The sequence below is a fragment of the Actinomadura sp. KC216 genome (assembly GCF_004348535.1).
Lineage (GTDB): Bacteria > Actinomycetota > Actinomycetes > Streptosporangiales > Streptosporangiaceae > Spirillospora.
This window is the reverse complement of the sequence record NZ_SMJX01000023.1, coordinates 16954-36053: the sequence shown is the minus strand read 5'-3', so window position 1 is coordinate 36053 and position 19100 is coordinate 16954. Positions and strand designations below refer to the sequence as shown.

The window sequence follows — 19100 nt, the reverse complement described above, 5'->3', positions numbered from 1 at the left end:
CGGCCCCAAGTCGTCCCTGCGGAATGGCGAACCAGCTGGCTGTGGGCCTCTCGCCACTCGGGAGCACGGCCGCGGCGAGCACGGCAGTCGTGCGGGAGTGCGGCCCTAAGTCGTCCCTGCGGAATGGCGAACCAGCTGGCTGTGGGCCTCTCGCCACTCGGGAGCACGGCCGCGGTGAGCACGGTAGTGGTGAGGGAGTGGGCTGGGTGGCCCAGGCTGTGGAGGGAGTTGGCTTCTTGGGCTACGGATGCGTGGAGATGAAGACGTCCGGCGTGGCTTTTGGCGTGGTGGTGATGGGGGCGTCCCGCGTCGGTGGGGTCTGGGGTGATGTGTTCTGCGTGGTTTGGGGGCTGCCCGAGAGGCGTGTGGGGGCGTGACAGTGGTGGATGGGACATTGCGTGGTGGTGTGATGCCTGTCGCGTTTTCGGGTCGGGGTCTTGAAGACGTCCTTACGGCTTCGTAGGTTACGCAAACGTAAGTTAGCGTTCCTTCGGGAGGGACCTTGGCCACCTCATCGCGGCGATCCGTAGCGGGGCCTCGCGTGACGCTCCGGGGATTTGAGGCGGCTGTACGGCAGCTGACCACGCCGCTCTTGCCCGAGGACTACCTGGGGCTGTTGAACCCGCTGTGGTCGACGGTGGAGCTTCGGGGGCGGGTCGAGGCCGTCCGGCATGAGGCTCCGGACGTGGCGACGCTGGTGATCAAGCCCGGGCGGGCGTGGCGCGGGCATCAGCCGGGGCAGTGGGTCAAGGTCGGGGTGGACGTCGACGGTGTCCGGCATTGGCGGACGTTCTCGCTGTCGTCCCCGCCGAGGCGGGACGGGCGCATCACCATCACGGTCAAGGCCGCGCCGGACGGGTTCGTCTCCGCGCATCTCGTCAGGGTGGTCCGGCCGGGTGTGATCGTGCGGCTGGGGCAGGCGGACGGTGAGTTCGTCCTGCCCGCGAAGGTTCCGCGCAAGCTGCTGTTCGTTACGGCGGGGAGCGGGATCACGCCGGTCATGGCGATGCTTCGGCGGCTTGGCGGTTCGGCGGGCGATGTCGTGGTCGTTCATTCGGATCAGACGGCCGGGCACGTCATTTTCGGCGCCGAACTTCGTGCCCTGCGGGGAGTGAGACTGCATGAACGGCACACCTTGGTGGAAGGGCGGTTGAAGCCGTCCGACCTGTCCGGGATCTGCGCCGACTGGGCGGAGCGGGAGGCGTGGGCCTGCGGGCCTGGGGAGATGCTGGACGATCTCCTCGCGCACTGGCGTGCTGCTGGGGTGGAGGACAGGTTGCGTGTCGAGCGTTTCCAGACCGTCCTGGACGGGGGCGGTGACGCGCAGGGCGGGCGTGTGACGTTCAGCAGGAGCGGTGTGGAGGTCGACGCGGACGGGGGTACGCCGCTGCTGGTGGCCGGGGAGGGCGCCGGGGCTTTGCTGCCGAGCGGATGCCGGATGGGCATCTGCCGCAGCTGTGTCGGCCGCCTGTGCTCCGGGAAGGTCCGGGACCTGCGGAGCGGTGAAGTGCACGGGGAAGAAGGCGACATCGTCCAGACCTGCGTCTCGGCCGCGGCCGGGCCTGTGGAAATCGAACTCTGAAGGAGCACGAGGATGACCGCCACGACCATGAGTGCCGTCGTGTCCACGACCGGGCATCTCAAGGACGACGACTATGAGGCCATCGCCCGTGAGCTGGACGCGCTCCGGGAGGAGATCATCGGCGGCCTCGGGGAGCGCGACGCGGCCTACATCCGCCGGGTCATCCGCTGGCAGCGCGGCCTGGAGATCGGAGGCAGGGCGCTGCTGATGGCGTCGTCGCTGCCGCCCGCCTGGATCGCCGGGACCGCGACGCTGGCCGTCGCGAAGATCCTGGAGAACATGGAGATCGGGCACAACGTCATGCACGGCCAGTGGGACTGGATGCGCGACCCGAAAATCCATTCGACGACCTGGGAATGGGACAACGTCTCCCCCTCCGACCAGTGGAAACACACGCACAACTTCGTCCACCACACGTTCACCAACATCCTCGGCAAGGACAGGGACATCGGCTACGGCCTCCTGCGCGTCTCGCCTGAGCAGGAATGGAGCCGCGCCCACCTCGCGCAGCCGATCTACAACGTGCTGCTCGCGATGTTCTTCGAGTACGGCGTCGCGATGCACGACCTGGAGGTCGAGGAGATCCAGGAGGGCACGGACGACAAGGAGGTGACGAAGGCGAAGCTGCGCGCGATCGGGCGCAAGATCCTCCGCCAGTGGGGCAAGGACTATGTCGCGTTCCCGCTGCTCAGCGGCCCGCAGTTCCTTTCCACGCTGGCCGCGAACTTCACCGCGAACGTGGTGCGGAACGTGTGGGCGCACGCGGTCATCTTCTGCGGGCATTTCCCCGGCGATATCGAGGTGTTCGAGGAGGAGCGGCTGGAGGGCGAGACGAAGGGCGAATGGTACGTCCGGCAGCTCCTGGGGTCGGGCAACATCACCGGTGGACGCCTGTTCCATCTGATGACCGGGAACCTCAGCCACCAGATCGAGCACCATCTGTTCCCGGACATGCCGAGCAACCGGTACGCCGAGATCGCGCCGCGCGTCCGGGCCCTGTGCGACAAGTACGGCGTGCCGTACCACACGGGTTCGCTGTCCAAGCAGGTCGGCAGCACCTGGAAGAAGATCTTCCGCTATGCCCTCCCGAACGGGAAGACGGCCGTCCGGGCCCGCTGAGCTCGCGGAGGGCGTCCGGCCGCGTCTGGCCGCGTCCGACCGCGTCCGGCCTGCCAGGCGGACGGACGTGGCGGGCTTGGGGCGGTTGGTGGTTCAGCCGGTTAGCCCAAGGCTTGGGCTATGGGGACGTAGAGGCGGGACGGGTCGCCGTTGATGGGAGCGCCATATTCCATGATCGTGGTGGTGAAGGCGGGTCGCAGACCGTGGGCCTCCGCCCAGGCGATCAATTCCGGGTGGCGGTGGTCGACGTCTAGGCGTACCGGGCCTGGTGGGGTGACTTCGTCCACGAGGGTGAGGGCGGTTTCGGTGTCTTGCGCGATGACCGGGCCGACCGGGGTACGGTCCTCGTTCTTCCAGGCTCCTGCGAAACCGGCGATGCCGTGTCCGTGCCGGACGACGCGGAACGATTCGCAGAAGGACGGGAGGCCCTTGACCACCTCTGAACGGTCGGCGCCGAAGACCTCTGAGTCGAGCTCGTGAATGGCGGGCATGTCTCTCGCCTCTGCCGGGACGGACACTCCCCGCTTGGACAGCCCCTCGGCCACGCCCGTGTACGCCGTGCAGAGCGCCACGGATCGAAATCCCAAACGCTCGTATAGGGGACGGCCGTAGTCGGTGGCGGTGAGGCAGAGGCTTGCCGTCTCCGTGTTGTCCATGGCGTGCCGCATCAACCGTCCGCCCAGGCCGCGCCGCTCGTAGCGCTTGGCGACGAGGACCATGCTTATGGCGGCGACGTCCTTGCCGTAGGGCGTCGATATCACCGTGCCGGCGAGTTCGCCGTTCCCGTCGTCGATGCCGTAGACGTCGCCGACGGAGAACAGGAACCGCCACTTGTGGTCTTCGCGCCCCCAGCCGCGGTCTTCGGCGAGGCGCTGGCAGGCGGGGAGGTCCTTGATTCCGAGCAGCCGCACGGGGGCGTCCGGCACGGGTGAGTCCATGATCGGACGCTAGAGCGGCAGCGTCCGACCGCACAACCGAATTAGCCGCCGGCGGGTGTCGGCGGCCTGCGAGCGGCCGGGGCGTCGGCTTTCGGTTGGCGGTCGGGGAGCTGGCTGCGGTCGGGTGCTGGATGGCTGTGGTGGTTCAGAGGGTGGTGGGTGTGTGTGTTCAGTAGACCTCGACGCCGAAGGCCTTCAGGGCCTTTTCGACCGGCTGGAAGTACGTCGATCCGCCGCTGGAGCAGTTCCCGCCGACGCCGAATCCCAGGCCGAGCGCCAGGGGCCCGGAGAGGAAGGGCCCCGCAGGGGTGTCGCCGGGCTCTGTGCAGATGGTGGTCTTCGCGAGTCCGGTGATCGTCCCTTCGGGGTAGGTAACGCTCGTGTTGAGCGCCGTTACGGTGCCGCACTGCTTGCCGGTGTCGGGGCTGATACGGCAGACCTGCTGGCCGATCTTCGGGCTCTGCGAACCGATGACGTCCTGCGACCCCGTGGGCGTGCCCACGCTGCCGGGCCTCTCCACGTGGGGGCTGACATAGCGGACGAGGGCGGTGGTGCCGTTCGTGACCGACACGACGGTGCCGAGCTTGATGATCAGCATCGGGTCGGCGTAGAGCTTCAGACCGACTTTGGCGCAGGCGCCCGTGGTGAGGAAGTAGTAGCTGTCGTCCTTGCGCACGTTGAAGCCCAGGGTGCAGCGGATGCCGTCGCGCGCGAAGATCGTCTCTCCGCCCTCGGGGTCCGGCGGGCCGATGAGGCCGTGCGGCTCGTCCGGATCGGGTTCGGGGTCGGGTTCATGGCCCGGTGGGGGGCCGTCGTCGTCCGGCGAAGGGTCCGGGTCCGGCGTCGGGTCGTCGTCGGGTGAGGGTTTCGGGTCCGGCGTACGGCCCTGGTCCGGCCCAGGATTGGGCTTCGGTGCCGAGCCGGAGCCGCCGGGCGGCGAGCCGGGTGCGGGCGCGGCTACGACCGGAGGCGCGACGACGGACGCGCGGCCGTCATCGCTCCGGCGGGCGTCGCCGTCTCGGCCGCGGGCCGGGTCGGAACCGGAGGCGCGGGCACCGTAGCCTCGCCCCGACTCGTCGCCGGAGTCGCTCTCCGGGACGGGTTCGGTGTCGGGCACCGGCTCGGACTCGGGAGCGGGAGCCGGGGCCGGAGCGGGGGCGGACACGACATCGGGAGCCTGGGTGATCATGTACGGAGCCGCGGCGACGATGATGGCCGTGCCGCTCACCAGCATTGTCAGGGGGATGGGTCTCACGGGGCCTCCTGGGGATGGCGGGTGAGGGGGAGTCGGCCCAGGATGACGACTTTCGGGAATAGTGCAGAAAAGACGACATCCATAACAAGGGTTGAAACTGCCAAGATTCTCGGTTGCCGTCTATCAAATGCCAGGCGAAGACCAGTGAGATCGAGGAACGCCGTTGGACGTTGGACAAGGACCGGGCCTGCATTAATAGCCGCTCGGCTCCTAATGCGTCACTGACCGTGAGCCCCGGCGCGCCATTCGGAGTCGGGTCGGCTCTTTGCCGGGCGCACGGCTCGGCGACACGGCCGGAGTGGGCGAACGCGGGCGAGGAACGGCGAACCTCGGCGAACCTCAATACACGTTGACGTCGTAGGCGCTGAGGATCTCGTTGATCGGCTGGTAGAAGGACGTCCCGCCGCTGGTGCAGTTGCCGCTGCCGCCGATCCCGACGCCGAGTGCCAGGGTGCCGGCGAAATAGGGCGCGCCGGGGTTGTCACCGGGCTCCGAGCAGATGTTCGTCCTCGCCAGGCCGGTCATCGTCCCTTCGGGGAAGCTCACGCTCTGGTTGAGCGCCGTCACGGTGCCGCACCGCACGCCGGTGGTGGAGCCGCTGCGGCAGACCGGCTGGCCGACGGTCGCCTGGCCCGGGCCCGTGATGTCCCGGGACCCCGGGTAGCCGAGCACGCTGCCCGGCCTCTCCACATGCGGCTCGACGTAGACGACGAGCGCGACGGCGACGTTCGTGACCGAGACGACGGTGCCGAGTTCGACGGTCAGCCCCGGATCGGCATATATCTTCTGTCCCGATTTGGCGCAGCCACCTGCAGTAATGAAGTAGTAGGTGTTGGACTTGCGCACATTGAAGCCGATGGTGCAGCGGACGCCGCCTTTCGCGAAGATCGGCTGGCCGCCCTCCCCGCTGGGCGGGGGTTTGGCGGCGGCGGAACGTGCGTCCTGGCCGGTCGCGGCGGTGGGAGCGGTTGCTGCCGCGGCGGGAGCGAGGGCGACCATGGCGGCCGTGGCCATGGCGACGGTGGTGATCACCGAAAAGCGGGGTCTCACAGGGCCTCCTGCGGAAGTGGCCGGGGGGGGAGATGGGATGCCCAGGACGACGACTTTCCGGAATAGTGCAGAGGAACGAAGGTCCTTACAAGGGGACGAATCTGCCAAGGTTGATGGCGGTCTTGTATCAACTGCGATGCCCTGGCCAGCGAGAGGCTTCGCGACCGCCAGCGGACGGCTGCGCAACGCGGCGCAGCGGGCCGCAACGCCGCCCGGCGCAACGCGGCGCAACTCAGCGCAGCGCAACGCGGCGCAACTCAGCGCAGCGCAACGCGGCGCAACTCAGCGCAGCGCAACGCGGCGCAACTCAGCGCAGCGCAACGCGGCGCAACTCAGCGCAACTCAGCGCAGCGCAACGCGGCGCAACTCAGCGCAGCGCAACGTGGCGCGGCGCGTTGGTCAGGGCTGGGTGTCGTCCTCGTTGGAGGAGGCGGGGTTGTCGTACATGGCCTCGTGTTGCTGGCGTGGGGAGCAGACCGAGGCGGACGGGCAGGAGCAGCGGCCGCCGCTCGCCAGGCGGACGGTCACCTTGTCGGACGGGACGTTGCGTCCGACCACCTGGCCAGGGCCGTTAGGCGTGTCCACACGAGAGCCCAGCGCGGGCATCGATTCGTGCGCTTTCACGTAGAGGGGGTGCTCGTATTTGAGGCAGCACATCAGGCGCCCGCACGCGCCCGCGATGCGCAGCGGGTTCACGGGAAGGTCCTGTTCCTTCGCCATGCGGACGGAGACGGGCTCGAAGTCCTTCAGGAAGGTGGCGCAGCACAGGTCGCGGCCGCAGGGGCCGATGCCGCCCTGGAGGCGGGCCTCGTCGCGGGGGCCGACCTGGCGGAGCTCGACGCGGGCCTTGATGCCGCGGGCCAGGTCGCGGACGAGGGCGCGGAAGTCGACGCGGTGCGGGGCGGTGAAGTAGATCTTGAAGACGTTGTCGTGGTCGAGGAAGTCGACGCCGATGACCTTCATCGGGAGGTCGTGCTTGCGGATGAGGCGCTTGGCGATCGAGCGGCCCTCGGCGCGGCGGCGGCGGTTGGTGTCGTCGCGGGCCAGGTGCTCGTCGGTGGCGGGGCCGGCGCATTCGGGGAGGCCGCCGATGTCCTCGGAGACCCATTGGGGTGCCCAGACGCACTCGGCGACCTCGGGGCCGGAGTCGGTGGGGACGAGGACCTTGTCACCGACCTTCGGGCTGTGCGTACCTGGGTCGAGGTAGTAGAGGCGGCCGTAACGGGTGAAGCTGACTGCCATCACCATGCCCACGGTTTCGCTCCGTTCGCCCGATTCCGTGCGACCCACTTTAGGCCGTCCGGAAGCCGGGCTCACCAGGCCGCGTCGGCGAGATCCTGCCCAGGGACGGCGGCGTCCGCCGTATAGAGGTCTCCGGCGGTCGCCAGTAGGGCCCTGCCAGTGTGCGCGGTGTCGAGGCTGGTCAGTTCGTCCTTCACTGTCTGGTTCCACAGGAGCTTGGCGGGTTCTCCCGCCACACTGAGCGCCTGCACGGACATCTGGGAGCCTTTCACGATCCCGGCGAATACGGTCTTGCCGTCAGGGCTCAGGATCGCCGTGGTGCTGCCCTCGGGGAGTGTCAGGACGGCCTTGCTCAGCTTCAGGTCGCCCGTAGCGCCATCGGTGTTGAGGGTCCGGAGCTGGTGTTTGGATTCGACGACGTCGCCGCCCGCCGTACGGGCGACCGGGCTCCACACGAACGAGAGCGCCGCGCCCGACCAGGACAGGCTGCTCACGCGGGCGGGCAGCTTCGTCGTCCACACCCTGTGGGCGCCGGTGCCGGCGGTGACGACGTCCACGCGGCCGCGGGCACGCTGGTAGGTGACGTAAGCGATGCGGTCGCCGTCCGGGCTGACGGCCAGGTCCGACCATGACGTGGACACGCCGGGGACGGTGGCCTTCGGGATGTCCGTGAGGTCTTCGGGGCGGCCGTCGTCCTGCAGCGTGAGGCGGTGGAACGTCACCGCGCGGTCGGCGTAGGACGCGACGACGTAGGAGCCGTCCTTCAGTGCCGCGACGCGGTGGAAGCGGCGGCCCTGCGGCGCGGCGACGGGCAGCCCGATGTCCTTGCCGCTGCGGACGTCGCGGACGATGAGCGCCGTGCCCGACGCGGCGACGCCGACGACGAACCGGGGCATGGTCTTCTTGGACTCGGCGGCGGGCGCGGCCTCGTGCTCCTTCTCGGGGGCGCGCTGCTGCCGGTGGACGATGTCCATCCCCCCGGCGACGAACAGCGCCATGGCGGCGGCGACGGCGACCGGGATGAGGCCCCTCCAGGGTGGATTCTCGCGCCTGCCGTCCATCGGCTCGTCCCGCACCTGCCTTTCCGCTGCTCAGTAGACCTATCACACGCCACGGGCCGGTCGGGTCCGTCGCGCCCAGTGATCGTTTCGCTTCGGGTCCGTGTCGCCCGTCGTTTCTACCTCATCTCCATCGCGACAAAAACCCATGAACGCGGAGTTACCACATCGAAGTGAAACCGGATCGGGGTGTGTCGGCCGCGCCCCGCGCGAGCCGCATCAACCGGCCACCGCACGAGCCGCGTCAAGCGAGCGCCGCACGAGCCGCGTCAGCCTAGCCCCGCACGGGCCGTGTCAGCCGAGTGCTGCGCGGGCTGCGTCTACCAGGGAGGCGCGGTACGACGTGCCGAACAGCGCCACGTGCACCAGGAGGGGATGCAACTGGTGCAGCGGGACGCGGGCGCGCCATCCCTCGGCGAGCGGCGCGGCCTCGTCGTAGGCGGCGAGGATCCGGTCCAGGTGCGGCGTCCCGAACAGCGCCATCATGGCGAGGTCGGTCTCGCGGTGGCCGCCGTGGGCGGCCGGGTCGATGAGGAGCGCCCGACCGTCCGTCCACAGGATGTTGCCGGACCACAGGTCGCCGTGGATGCGGCTCGGCGGCTCGGGCGGGCCGGCGAGGGTCTCGATGTCCGCCATGACGCGTTCGACCAGGCGGACGTCGGCGGACGACAGGTGGCGGGCACCCAGGCGAAGGAACGGTTCCAGGCGGCGTTCGGCGTACCAGCCGGGCCAGCCACGGTCGTCGGCCGGTACCAGGGTGTTGTCGAGCGGGAGGTCGGCGATGTAGCCGTCCCAGCGCGCGCCGTAGGCGGCGGGACGGGCGGTGGTGTGAAGCGCGGCCAGTTCCCGTCCGAGACGTTCCGCGGCGGACGGGTCAGGCGGCGCGGACGCCAGCCACGGCAGGACGAGCATGTGCTCATCCGCCGCCACCACTTCCGGAACGGGTGCCCTGACGCCTGACTCGGGAGCGGCGGCCTCGGACAGCCAGCGCAGGCCCGCCGCCTCTGCCGCGAACACACCGTCCAGTTCCCCATCCCCGGCGGCCCGGGTGGATTTGTCCGCCGCCTTGACGAACACCTCGCGGCCGTCGGCCAGGGACGCGCGGTGCAGCGTCCACGAGTGGCTGGACCCAAGGCCGTCCAGGCCGTCCACCCCGACCCCGAGAAGGCGCTCGACCCGCTCGCGTACCCGGCCGGACGGCGCCGTGCCGCGCACGCGGCTCAGCGCTCCTTGAGCGCCGTGCGGATCTCCTCCAGGAGGCCGGGGACGGCCGCCTCCACCTGCTCCAGGACGAGATCGAAGTCGGCCCGGCCGCCGTAGTACGGGTCGGGGACGTCGAGGTCCGACGGGTCGGCGTCCGGGTCGAACTCGCGCAGCAGCCGGATCCTGCCGCGGGTCTCCTCGTCCGGCGCCATCGCGCGCAGCGCCCGCCGGTGCCCCTCGTCCAGCGCGATGATCAGGTCGTAGCGGCCGAACCAGCCCGGCTCGAACTGCCGGGCGATGTGGGCCGACCGGTATCCGGCACGGTGCAGCGCCGCGACCGTCCGCTCGTCGGCCTCGTCGCCGACGTGCCAGCCGCCGGTGCCCGAGCTGTCCACCTCCACGTCGAGGCCCTCGTCCTCGATGTGCTGGCGCAGGACCCATTCGGCCATCGGCGAGCGGCAGATGTTCCCCGTGCAGACGAAAGTGACGCGATACGGCATCCCTCCATCATGCACGAGGCGCGACGGGGTCGATGACGACGGTGTCCACGCCGGGGGCGCCTTCGATCGCTGCCTTCACCGCCTTCGCGGCCTCCTCGTCCGCGACCTGGACCCGGAACGAGTCGGGAAGGTCGCTCATCCGGGTCCTCGCCATGAACTCCTCATCATGGGCGTACAGCTTCTTGAATCTCTCGTACGCCTGCTGCTGCGACTCGTAGGTGACGCGCCGCACCTGCGGCATGGCCTCCAGCCGCCGCTTGATGTCCTGCTTCTGGAGCTCGCTCGCCGTCTTCGTCACGCAGGCGGAGTTGGTGGTCGTCGGGACGCACAGGAAGACCGACACCCCGCGTTCGCCGGACGCGGCGTTCTCATCGCCGAACGTCCGGTCGACGACGAAGTAGCCGGTCGCGGCCACGCCGGCCAGAAACACGACGAACGCGGTGATCAAGGCGCCCATGACCAGCGGGCGCGAGAAGCCCGACGCCGCAGGGGCCGACGCCGCGGGGGCCGACGCCGCGGGGGCCGACGCCGCGGAGGGCGACGCCGCGGGGGTCGACGGCGCGTCCGGCACACCTTCTTCGGGCTCGTTCACTGTTCCTCTTCCTCCTCCAGGACCCGGGGCAGTGCGGCGATCGCCCGGGCCATGCGGGATGAGCGTGAATCGGCGGGGACGGCCAAGGCTAACGAAGCGGCCCAGGACCGGTCTCGGTCCTGGGCCGCTTCGCTACGCGATACAGCTCGGGTCAAGCGACGCCTACGTCACTGGCGCCGCCCGCCTGACGGCGGCGTCAGTGGCTGACGGCGTTCAGCGCGTCGACGATGCCGTTGCCGAAGAACCCGTTGCGGGCCTTCGAGCCCTCGCAGGTCTGCGTCGACGTGTTCTTCACCCACTTGCCGTCCACCAGCGTGTACCAGACGTACTCGTAGGCGCGCGGGCTCGGGCATTCCTTCGCGGTCGCGGTGCCGCGCAGGATCCCTTCCACGGCCCGCGGGTCGAGGGTGAGGCCGCCGCGGTCGCGCTTGCCGTACTTGCTGACGATGAGCGCGGCGACGCCGACGGCGTGCGGCGACGCCATCGAGGTGCCCTGGATCGACTGGTAGTAGGCGCAGTCGTCGCCCTTGCAGCTGCGGATGATGTTCGGCGTCTTCGGCGTGCCGTCCGGGTTCAGCTCGCCGCGCTCCTTCGCGAGGCGCTCGGGGTAGGCGGCCCAGACTCCGGCGCGGTCGTCCGGACGCTGGTCCGCCGTGTCGACCTTGTCGCCGCCGGGCGCGGCCACCGCGACGTACCCGTTGCCGTAGCTGCTGAAGTACGACTTGCGGGTGCTCGGGCCGGTCGAGGAGACCGGGATGACGTGCTCGCCCTCGGACGGCATCGACACGCAGCTCGCCGGGATCGTCCGCTCGTACGGCTTCTCACCCGGGACGGACGGGAAGTCGGGGCTGGAGTCGTCGATGTTCGTCTTGGTGTAGTCGACGCGCTCGTTCCCGGCGGCGGCGATCAGCGTGACGTCCCGCTCGTGCGCGAAGTCCAGCGCGCGCTGCACGGCCGTGGCGATCGTGCGCTGCTCCAGCTGGTCCTGGGGGCTGTCGGCCGGGTTGTTGCCGCAGTTCCAGAGCCACGGGTCCACGTAGTAGGACATGTTGACGACGTCGATGCCGTTCTTGGCCGCGTACGTCAGGCCGTCCACGGTCGGCTGGGTGAAGAAGTAGCCGGAGTCCTGGCCGACGCGCAGGTTGACGATCGACACGTTCGGCGCGACGCCCGCCATGCCGAGCCCGTTGCGCGGCGAGGCGATGGTGGACGCGACGTGCGTGCCGTGGTCGTTGTCGTCCCAGTCGTTGGGGTCGACGCAGCCCTTGAACTCGCACGGCCCGTCGACCTCGTTGCCGTCGGCGTCGGCCGGGATGTCGGTCGTGAAGTTGCGGCTGAGCTGGCGGTTGAAGTTCGGCTTGATGTCGGGGTGGTCGCCGTCCACACCGGTGTCGAGGACGCCGACCAGCACGCGCTTGTCGCCCGGCTCCTTCTTGTACGAGCCGTCCGCCGTCGCGTGGATCTGCTTCATGTCCCACTGCAGATCGGCCAGCGGCTCCTTGTCCTTGGACGGCTTCCCGGCGAGGGCCGCCGCCCCGTTCTTCGTGCCGACCAGCTGCTCGACCTTCGCGGACTTCTTCTTCGCGGTCTTCGGCGCCTGGCCGATGATCCGGTTGTGCGCGACGCCCACCAGGGCGCGCTCGTCCATGGCGTCCTGGACGAACGCCGGGTTGCCCGACCGGACGGTCGCGACGCCCACGTCCCGGTTCTCGTGGACGATCTCGCCTCCGGCCTCCCGGACCGCACGGTGGGCTTTGCCGGTGGACACGCCCTCCTTGTAGAGGACGATGTATTCCGAAACCTCACCCTTCGTCTGCGCCGGGTTCGGAGCCGCTGACGCTGGGAACGCGAGGGCCGTCACCGTGGTGACGGCGCACGCGGCGGAAATCAAGGCTCGCCGCAAGGCAGACCTCCTGGCAGTGGGGGGAGCAGGCCCGGGATCGGGTGCCTAAGCGAGGAGCAAGGTACGTATGTTCCCGTTGAGAGATGCGAACGGTTATATAACGAAAAGGGAGACCTCTTGTAAGGCACCGGTTTCGGACGTCCGGACGGGAGTACTCGGTCGTCCGACCAAGAGAACCCAGGGGCCGGAACCCGGCTCAGCCGGTGCGCAGCGCCAGGGTGAGCGCCTCGACGGCGAGCTGCGGGTTGACGTTCAGCTCCAGCCGCTCCCGGCACTCCATGATCGCGTCCAGCCGCCTGAGCGTGTCCTCGGGACGGCCGTCCGCCGCGGACGCCCGCAGCTCGGCGGCGAGATCGACGTTGAACAGCTCGCTTCCGGCGCCGAGCTGGAGCGTCAGGACGTCCCGGTAGTAGGACGCGAGGTCGAGCAGCGTCCGGTCCAGGGCGTCGCGCCTCACCCGGGTGGCGCGCGACTTCTGCCGGTCCGCGAGTTCCTTCAGGGCGCCTGCCGTTCCGCGCGGCATACGCCCCTTCTCGCTCTCACCGAGCGCCTTCCGCAACGCGGAGGTCTCCTCGTCGTCCAGTTCCTCCGACTGGTTCTGGGCCTCGTCCGCGGCCGCCTTCACGATCGCCTCCGCGGCGGCCACCGCCGCGCTCACCGACGTCAGGCGGCGCGGGACGGCCATCACCGAGGCGCGCCTGTTCCGCGCCTCGGGATCGGTGGCGAGCCGCCGCGCCCGGCCGATGTGGCCCTGCGCCACGCGCGCCGCCAGATCGGCCGTGTCGCGGTCGACGCCGTCCCGCTGGAACAGCACGTCCGCGACGGCGGCGACCGGCGGGGTGCGCAGCGTCACGACCCGGCAGCGGGACTTGATCGTCACCAGCAGGTCCTCCGGCGACGGCGTGCACAGCAGCCAGATCGTCCGGGGAGGAGGCTCCTCGATGGCCTTCAGCAGCACGTTCGTGGCCGTTTCCGTCGCCCGGTGCGCGTCCTCGAAGAGCACGATCTGCCAGCGCCCGCCGCTCGGCGACGAGGCGGCGCGCAGGACCAGCTTGCGCGCCTGGTCCGCGCCGTAGGAGAGCCCCGTCGGACGGATGACGTCCACATCCGCGTGCGTGCCCTGGAGGACCTGGTGGCAGGACGGGCAGTGCCCGCATCCGCGCGGCGCCTGCTCGCACTGCAGCGCCGCGGCGAAGGCCCGCGCCGCCGTGGCCCGCCCGGCGCCGGGAGGGCCGGTGAAGAGCCAGGCGTGGGCGAGGCCCGTGCCGTCCGACGCGGCGGACGACAGTTGCGCGACGACGGGCTCCTGCCCCACCAGGTCATCCCAGACGCTCATGAGTACGAGGCTAGCCGGGTCAGAGGTCGGTGATGATGGGGAACGTGCTCGTGACGTCCTCGGTCCCGGCCGGGATCGGGTCGGGGAGGATCTCGCGGATGCGGTACTGGATCTCCCGGCTCAGCTCGCCCTGGGGGCGGCTCGCGTCCAGGATCAGGTAGCGGTCCGGGTCGGCCTCGGCAAGGGCGCGGAAACCGGTGCGGACGCGCTCGTGGAAGTCGTCCGACTCGGACTCGATGCGGTCGGCGGGCGCGGACAGCCGGTCGAGCCCGGCGCGCGGCGGGATCTCCAGCAGGACGGTCAGGTCGGGGACGAGGCCGCCGGTGGCCCAGGCGTTGACGCGGGCGATGTCCTCGACCCGCTGCTGCCGTCCGAAGCCCTGGTAGGCGAGGGACGAGTCGACGTAGCGGTCGCTGACGACGATGGCGCCGCGGTCCATCGCGGGCTTGATGACGTTCGCGATGTGGTCGGCGCGGTCGGCCGCGTACAGCAGGGTCTCGGCGCGGTCGGACAGGCCCGTGGTGTCGCGGTCGAGCAGCATCGCGCGCAGCCGCATGCCGATCTTGGTGGCGCCGGGCTCGTGCGTGGTGACGACGTCGTAGCCGTGGTCGCGGAGCCAGATCGCGGCGAGCCGGGCCTGGGTGGTCTTCCCGGCGCCCTCGCCGCCCTCGAACGCGATGAACACGCCGCGCTGCCCCCGGTGGACGGGCTGGGCGGCGGCAGCGGCCGCGGCCTGCTCCGGCGGCGTGTAGACGTCGCCGTGCAGGGCGGCGCGCAGGTCGGGGACGAGCGGGATGCCGTGCCGGTCGTCCAGCCGCTTGTAGGCGACGAAGCCGGCGAGCAGGGCCAGGACGGCGGCGATGAGCAGCGCGGCGCCCGTCCCGTCGACGTCGTAGACGGCGCCGCCGAGGTCGAGGCGGTGCGAGCCGGCCGCCCCGGCGATCAGCGGGACGACGGCGAACGCGACCACGCCGGTGACGAGCGCGACGGAGCGCAGGTAGTCCGACGGACGGCCGTCGTCCGCCCGGTCCGGGTCGGTGAGGACGGTCGCGGCCGTCGTCCAGGCGGCCCCGGCGAACACGCCGAGCAGGCCCGTGGCGAACACGACGACCACGAGGTTCTGGACGAGCGCGAGCACCACGAGCGTGACCGCGGCGGCGAGGACGGCGAGGCCGAGGAGCCTGCGGCGGCTGAACGGGGCGAGCACGCGCGGCCCGAGAAACAGCCCGGACGCGACGCCCAGCGTGAGCGCGGCGAGGATGCTGCCGTAGCCCGCGTCGCCGCCGCCCAGCTCACCGGTGTGGACGCGCGCGACCGCGACGACCGCGCAGGCCATGAGGGACGCCGCCGTGACGGCCAGGCCGAGGCCGCGCACGGCGCCCGCCCCGCCGCCGCTCGCACCGGCGCCCGCCGCGCCGCCCGTCCCGGCGCTCGTCCTGGGGCCCTGGAAGATCAGCTTCAGCGGCGACGTGACGTGGATCGGCACCGAGGCGGGAATGTCGCGGATCGCGGCGACGACGGCGGCCGAGACGAGGAACACGGCGGCCGTCACGAACGCGGCGAGGTCGGCGCGGGAGTCGTCGCCGAGCGCCCCCTCCGCGATGAGGGCGATGATCGCGAACAGCAGCGCGGCGACGGGGGCCGGGCCGGCCACGACGCGGATCGCCGACCGGTGGGCGCGGGCCCGCGGCTCCGGGTCGTCCGGGACGAGCGCGGGCAGCGACGCGCCCGCGGCCGGCGTCCACAGCAGGCCCACGAACGCGACCAGGAACGCGGCGGCCATCGTCCACGGCAGCGTGCCGACGAGCGGGACCGTCACGAGGAGCACCAGCCGCAGCACGTCCGCGATGAGCAGCATGAGGCGGCGGTCGACGCGGGCGGCGAGCATCCCGCCGACCGGGGCGAGCAGCACCGCGGGCAGCAGCATCAGCGCGAGCACGGCGCCGACCGCCTGCGCGCGGGCCGCGGCGTCGTCGTCGCGGGTCAGCGCCGCGGCCATCGCCGTCAGCGCCGGGATGCTGAGCCACAGGCCGAGACCGGACAGCGTCAAAGCGGACCGCAGCCGCCGGAACGGCACGATCCATGAGAGAGACGAAACGCCCGGCGGCGGTGACGCTGCGGGGTGCGGCCGGGGTGCGCCCGTTCTGGTCATGTCGGTCAGGGTATCGGCGTAGTTGTCCCTAGGAGCCGGACTTCGCGGAGGTTCGACGGCGGGTTGCCGGCTTCTTCTTCCCGCCACCCGCGGCCACCTTCTCGCGACGCTCCGCGAGCAGCTCCGCGGCCCGCTGGATGGTGATCGACTCGACCTCGTCGCCCTTGCGGAGGCTCGCGTTCGTCTCGCCGTCGGTGACGTACGGGCCGAACCGCCCCTCCTTCACCACCACCGGCTTCTCGCTCGCCGGGTCCTTGCCCAGCTCGCGCAGCGGCGCGGCGGCCGCGGCCCGGCGCCCGCGCTGCTTCGGCTGCGCGAACAGCTCCTTCGCCTGCTCCAGCGTGACGGTGAACAGCTCGTCCTCGGAGCCGAGCGAGCGGCTGTCGGTGCCCTTCTTGATGTAGGGGCCGAAGCGTCCGTTCTGGGCGGTCACCGGCTCGCCGTCCAGCTCGCCGAGCGTGCGCGGCAGCGACAGCAGCTTCAGCGCGTCGTCGAGCGTGATCGTGTCGAGCGACATCGTCTTGAAGAGCGAACCGGTGCGCGGCTTCAGCGCGTCCGCCTTCTTCGTGCGCTTCTTCTTCTCGCCTTCGGCGGGCGGCGCCGGCTCGGGGAGGATCTCGGTGACGTACGGGCCGAAGCGCCCCGACTTGGCGACGATCGTGTGCCCGGTCGCCGGGTCGGTGCCGAGCTCGCGGTCGCCGGACGGCTGCGCCAGTAGCTCCTCGGCCTTCTCGGCGGTCAGCTCGTCGGGGGCGATGTCGTCCGGGATGTTGGCGCGCTCGCCGTCACGGTCCAGGTACGAGCCGTACCGGCCGACGCGCACCATGATGTCGGAGTCCTTGATGGGGAACGAGCTGATGCCCTTGGCGTCGATGTCGCCGATGTCGCCGACGAGCTCCTTCAGCCCCTCCTCGCCCTCGTCGCCGAAGTAGAACCGCGTCAGCCAGCGGACGCGCTCCGCCTCGCCGCGGGCGATCTCGTCGAGACCGTCCTCCATGTGCGCGGTGAAGTCGTAGTCGACCAGGTTGCCGAAGTGCTGCTCCAGCAGGTTGACTACGGCGAACGCCAGGAACGACGGGACGAGCGCCGTGCCCTTCTTGAACACGTACTCGCGGGCCAGGATCGTCCCGATGATCGAGGCGTACGTCGACGGGCGCCCGATCTCCCGCTCCTCCAGCTCCTTCACCAGGCTCGCCTCGGTGTAGCGCGCCGGCGGGCGGGTCGAGTGGCCCTCCGCGTCCACGGCCGTGGCGGTCAGCGGGTCGCGCTCGGCCAGGTTCGGCAGCCGCCGCTCTTGGTCGTCCCGGTCGGTGGACGGGTCGTCCGCGCTCTCCACGTACGCCTTGAGGAACCCGTAGAACGTGATCGTCTTGCCGGTCGCGCCGAACTCGGCGCGCTCGTTCCGCGTCGACAGCCCGGTCACACGGACCGACACCGACTGGCCCGTCGCGTCCTTCATCTGGGACGCGATCGTCCGCTTCCAGATCAGCTCGTACAGCCGGAACTGGTCGCCGGACAGGCCCGTCTCCGCCGGGGTGCGGAACGTGTCGCCCGCCGGGCGGATCGCCTCGTGCGCCTCCTGCGCGTTCTTCACCTTGGACGCGTAGACGCGCGGCTTGTCGGGCACGTACTCGCCGCCGAACAGCGACGCCGCCTGCCGCCGCGCCGCCGTGATCGCCGTCTCCGACAGCGTGATCGAGTCGGTTCGCATGTAGGTGATGAAGCCGTTCTCGTACAGCTTCTGCGCCACCGACATCGTGTACTTCGCGGAGAAGTTCAGCTTCCGGCTCGCCTCCTGCTGGAGGGTCGTCGTCCGAAACGGGGGGTACGGGCGGCGGGTGTAGGGCTTGCGCTCGACGGACTTGACCTCGTACGGCCTGTCCCGCAGCCGCTCCGCGAGCGCGCGGGCGGCGGGCTCGTCGAGGTGGAGCGCGTCCCGCGTCTTCAGGGTGCCGTCGGACGCGAAGTCCCTGCCCTGCGCGACGCGCTTGCCGTCCACGGACACGAGCCCGGCCTTGAACACCTTCGGCTCGTCGTCCTTGCCGGTGTCGAACTGCGCGGCGATGTCCCAGTAGTGGGCCGGGACGAACGCGATCCGCTCCCGCTCCCGCTCGACCACCAGCCGCGTCGCGACCGACTGCACGCGGCCCGCCGACAGCTTCGGCATGACCTTCTTCCACAGGACGGGGCTGACCTCGTACCCGTAGAGGCGGTCCAGGATGCGGCGCGTCTCCTGCGCGTCCACCAGCCGCATGTTCAGCTGCCGCGGGTTCGCGGCGGCGCGCTGGATCGCGTCCTTGGTGATCTCGTTGAAGACCATCCGGTGCACGGGGACCTTCGGCTTCAGGACGTCCTGGAGGTGCCAGGCGATCGCCTCGCCCTCCCGGTCCTCGTCCGTCGCGAGGTAGAGCTCGTCGGCCTCGGCGAGCAGCTTCTTCAGCTTCTGGACCTGCTGCCGCTTGTCGGAGTTGACGACGTACAGCGGCTCGAATTCGCGCTCGACGTTCACGCCGAGCTTGGCCCACGGCTCGCCCTTGTACTTGGCCGGCACCTCCGAGGCGCTGCCCGGGAGGTCCCGGATATGGCCGATACTGGACTCCACGATGTAGCCGCGCCCCAGGTACCCGGCGATCGTCTTCGCCTTGGCAGGCGACTCGACGATCACCAGACGGGTACCGGCGCCGTTGCTCCGGCCACTGTTCGCGGTGCCGTTCTTGGCTGGCACAGTCGCTCCAACCTCGCTGTCTTGGTCCTCTTTGAACAGGCTCTTTCGTACAGACTTCGTATAACGCCGACGGACGGCGCGTTCATGCCCGCGGGTCGCCCCGGCCGTCCCACGATCATCGCTCCGCCCCCACGGACGAACGGGATTCTCACCGCCGCACGCCCCAGACAGGATGACATGCCGCCGCCGGACGTGCGGACGGGGTCGCCACGGTACGGTGCCGCGTCCCTGGCAGACCACGTAATAATGGTCGCAATGGCGGAGTACACCTACCTCGTCCTGTCACTGCCGCGCGGCACTACGCGTGATGCCGCCCGGCAGATCCTGACCGAGCACGCAGAGCGCGGCGGCTGGGAAATCGATCGGTTGCGCCTCTACCCGGACGGCCGCCGCCGTATTCAACTCCGTCGCAAGGTCATCCGCGTCGTCCGCACGTTCTGAACGT

Annotated in this window: 15 protein-coding genes; 3 read left to right on the top strand and 12 right to left on the bottom strand. The window is 70.5% G+C overall.

The annotated features are described in order from the left end of the window. Positions 1-592: 592 nt before the first annotated feature. Together E1264_RS06590 and E1264_RS06585 are read left to right on the top strand one after the other, a co-directional pair. Positions 593-1582, top strand: a complete 990-nt coding sequence (locus tag E1264_RS06590; RefSeq protein ID WP_243710791.1) for a ferredoxin reductase — start codon at positions 593-595, stop codon at positions 1580-1582. Between the two features lie 12 nt (positions 1583-1594). Beyond that, on the top strand, positions 1595-2701 hold the full coding sequence (locus E1264_RS06585) for an acyl-CoA desaturase (RefSeq protein ID WP_243710790.1): 1107 nt from the start codon (positions 1595-1597) through the stop codon (positions 2699-2701). A 101-nt stretch (positions 2702-2802) separates the two neighbouring features. Here E1264_RS06585 and E1264_RS06580 read toward each other — a convergent pair whose 3' ends face one another. The 12 genes from E1264_RS06580 to topA all read right to left on the bottom strand — a co-directional run bounded on the left by E1264_RS06580 (position 2803) and on the right by topA (position 18655). Next, the gene (locus E1264_RS06580; RefSeq protein ID WP_132170610.1) at positions 2803-3639 is read right to left on the bottom strand and encodes a GNAT family N-acetyltransferase; all 837 of its coding nucleotides are present in this window, start codon (positions 3637-3639) and stop codon (positions 2803-2805) included. A 169-nt stretch (positions 3640-3808) separates the two neighbouring features. Further along, positions 3809-4894: a S1 family peptidase gene (locus E1264_RS43170; RefSeq protein WP_165964039.1), complete on the bottom strand. Its 1086-nt coding sequence runs from the start codon at positions 4892-4894 to the stop codon at positions 3809-3811. Between the two features lie 339 nt (positions 4895-5233). Next, on the bottom strand, positions 5234-5944 hold the full coding sequence (locus tag E1264_RS06565) for a S1 family peptidase (RefSeq protein ID WP_132170604.1): 711 nt from the start codon (positions 5942-5944) through the stop codon (positions 5234-5236). 399 nt (positions 5945-6343) lie between these two features. Further along, positions 6344-7192: a regulatory iron-sulfur-containing complex subunit RicT gene (ricT, locus tag E1264_RS06560; RefSeq protein WP_132170638.1), complete on the bottom strand. Its 849-nt coding sequence runs from the start codon at positions 7190-7192 to the stop codon at positions 6344-6346. 65 nt (positions 7193-7257) lie between these two features. After that, a complete protein-coding gene (locus E1264_RS06555) occupies positions 7258-8262 on the bottom strand; it encodes a hypothetical protein (RefSeq protein ID WP_243710789.1) in 1005 nt (334 codons plus the stop codon). Positions 8263-8538: 276 nt separating this feature from the next. Next, complete coding sequence (locus tag E1264_RS06550; RefSeq protein WP_132170602.1) at positions 8539-9459, bottom strand: fructosamine kinase family protein; 921 nt, start codon at positions 9457-9459, stop codon at positions 8539-8541. Between the two features lie 5 nt (positions 9460-9464). After that, positions 9465-9947: a low molecular weight protein-tyrosine-phosphatase gene (locus E1264_RS06545; RefSeq protein WP_132170600.1), complete on the bottom strand. Its 483-nt coding sequence runs from the start codon at positions 9945-9947 to the stop codon at positions 9465-9467. A 7-nt stretch (positions 9948-9954) separates the two neighbouring features. Continuing rightward, positions 9955-10539: a permease-like cell division protein FtsX gene (locus E1264_RS06540; protein WP_165964038.1), complete on the bottom strand. Its 585-nt coding sequence runs from the start codon at positions 10537-10539 to the stop codon at positions 9955-9957. A 196-nt stretch (positions 10540-10735) separates the two neighbouring features. Next, positions 10736-12307 (bottom strand): S8 family serine peptidase, encoded by a 1572-nt coding sequence (locus tag E1264_RS06535; RefSeq protein ID WP_243710788.1) that lies wholly within the window; start codon positions 12305-12307, stop codon positions 10736-10738. Between the two features lie 331 nt (positions 12308-12638). Then, positions 12639-13778 (bottom strand): DNA polymerase III subunit delta', encoded by a 1140-nt coding sequence (locus E1264_RS06530; RefSeq protein WP_132170594.1) that lies wholly within the window; start codon positions 13776-13778, stop codon positions 12639-12641. 19 nt (positions 13779-13797) lie between these two features. After that, entirely contained in the window at positions 13798-15855 is a 2058-nt protein-coding gene (gene tmk / locus E1264_RS06525) for a dTMP kinase (protein WP_243710787.1), read from the bottom strand. Between the two features lie 103 nt (positions 15856-15958). Then, positions 15959-18655 (bottom strand): type I DNA topoisomerase, encoded by a 2697-nt coding sequence (gene topA / locus E1264_RS06520; RefSeq protein ID WP_243710786.1) that lies wholly within the window; start codon positions 18653-18655, stop codon positions 15959-15961. A gap of 255 nt (positions 18656-18910) precedes the next feature. On the opposite strand from topA, the gene E1264_RS06515 reads away from it, so the two are divergent. Beyond that, a complete protein-coding gene (locus E1264_RS06515; RefSeq protein ID WP_132170590.1) occupies positions 18911-19096 on the top strand; it encodes a DUF5703 family protein in 186 nt (61 codons plus the stop codon). The last annotated feature ends 4 nt before the right edge of the window (positions 19097-19100 follow it).

What these genes read in the sequence shown, in the direction of transcription:
- E1264_RS06585 (WP_243710790.1), top strand. Translation starts at nt 1,595, where the DNA reads ATGACCGCCACGACCATGAGTGCCGTCGTGTCCACGACCGGGCATCTC.
- E1264_RS06580 (WP_132170610.1), bottom strand. Translation starts at nt 3,639, where the DNA reads ATGGACTCACCCGTGCCGGACGCCCCCGTGCGGCTGCTCGGAATCAAG.
- ricT (WP_132170638.1), bottom strand. Translation starts at nt 7,192, where the DNA reads ATGGTGATGGCAGTCAGCTTCACCCGTTACGGCCGCCTCTACTACCTC.
- E1264_RS06545 (WP_132170600.1), bottom strand. Translation starts at nt 9,947, where the DNA reads ATGCCGTATCGCGTCACTTTCGTCTGCACGGGGAACATCTGCCGCTCG.
- E1264_RS06530 (WP_132170594.1), bottom strand. Translation starts at nt 13,778, where the DNA reads ATGAGCGTCTGGGATGACCTGGTGGGGCAGGAGCCCGTCGTCGCGCAA.
- E1264_RS06515 (WP_132170590.1), top strand. Translation starts at nt 18,911, where the DNA reads ATGGCGGAGTACACCTACCTCGTCCTGTCACTGCCGCGCGGCACTACG.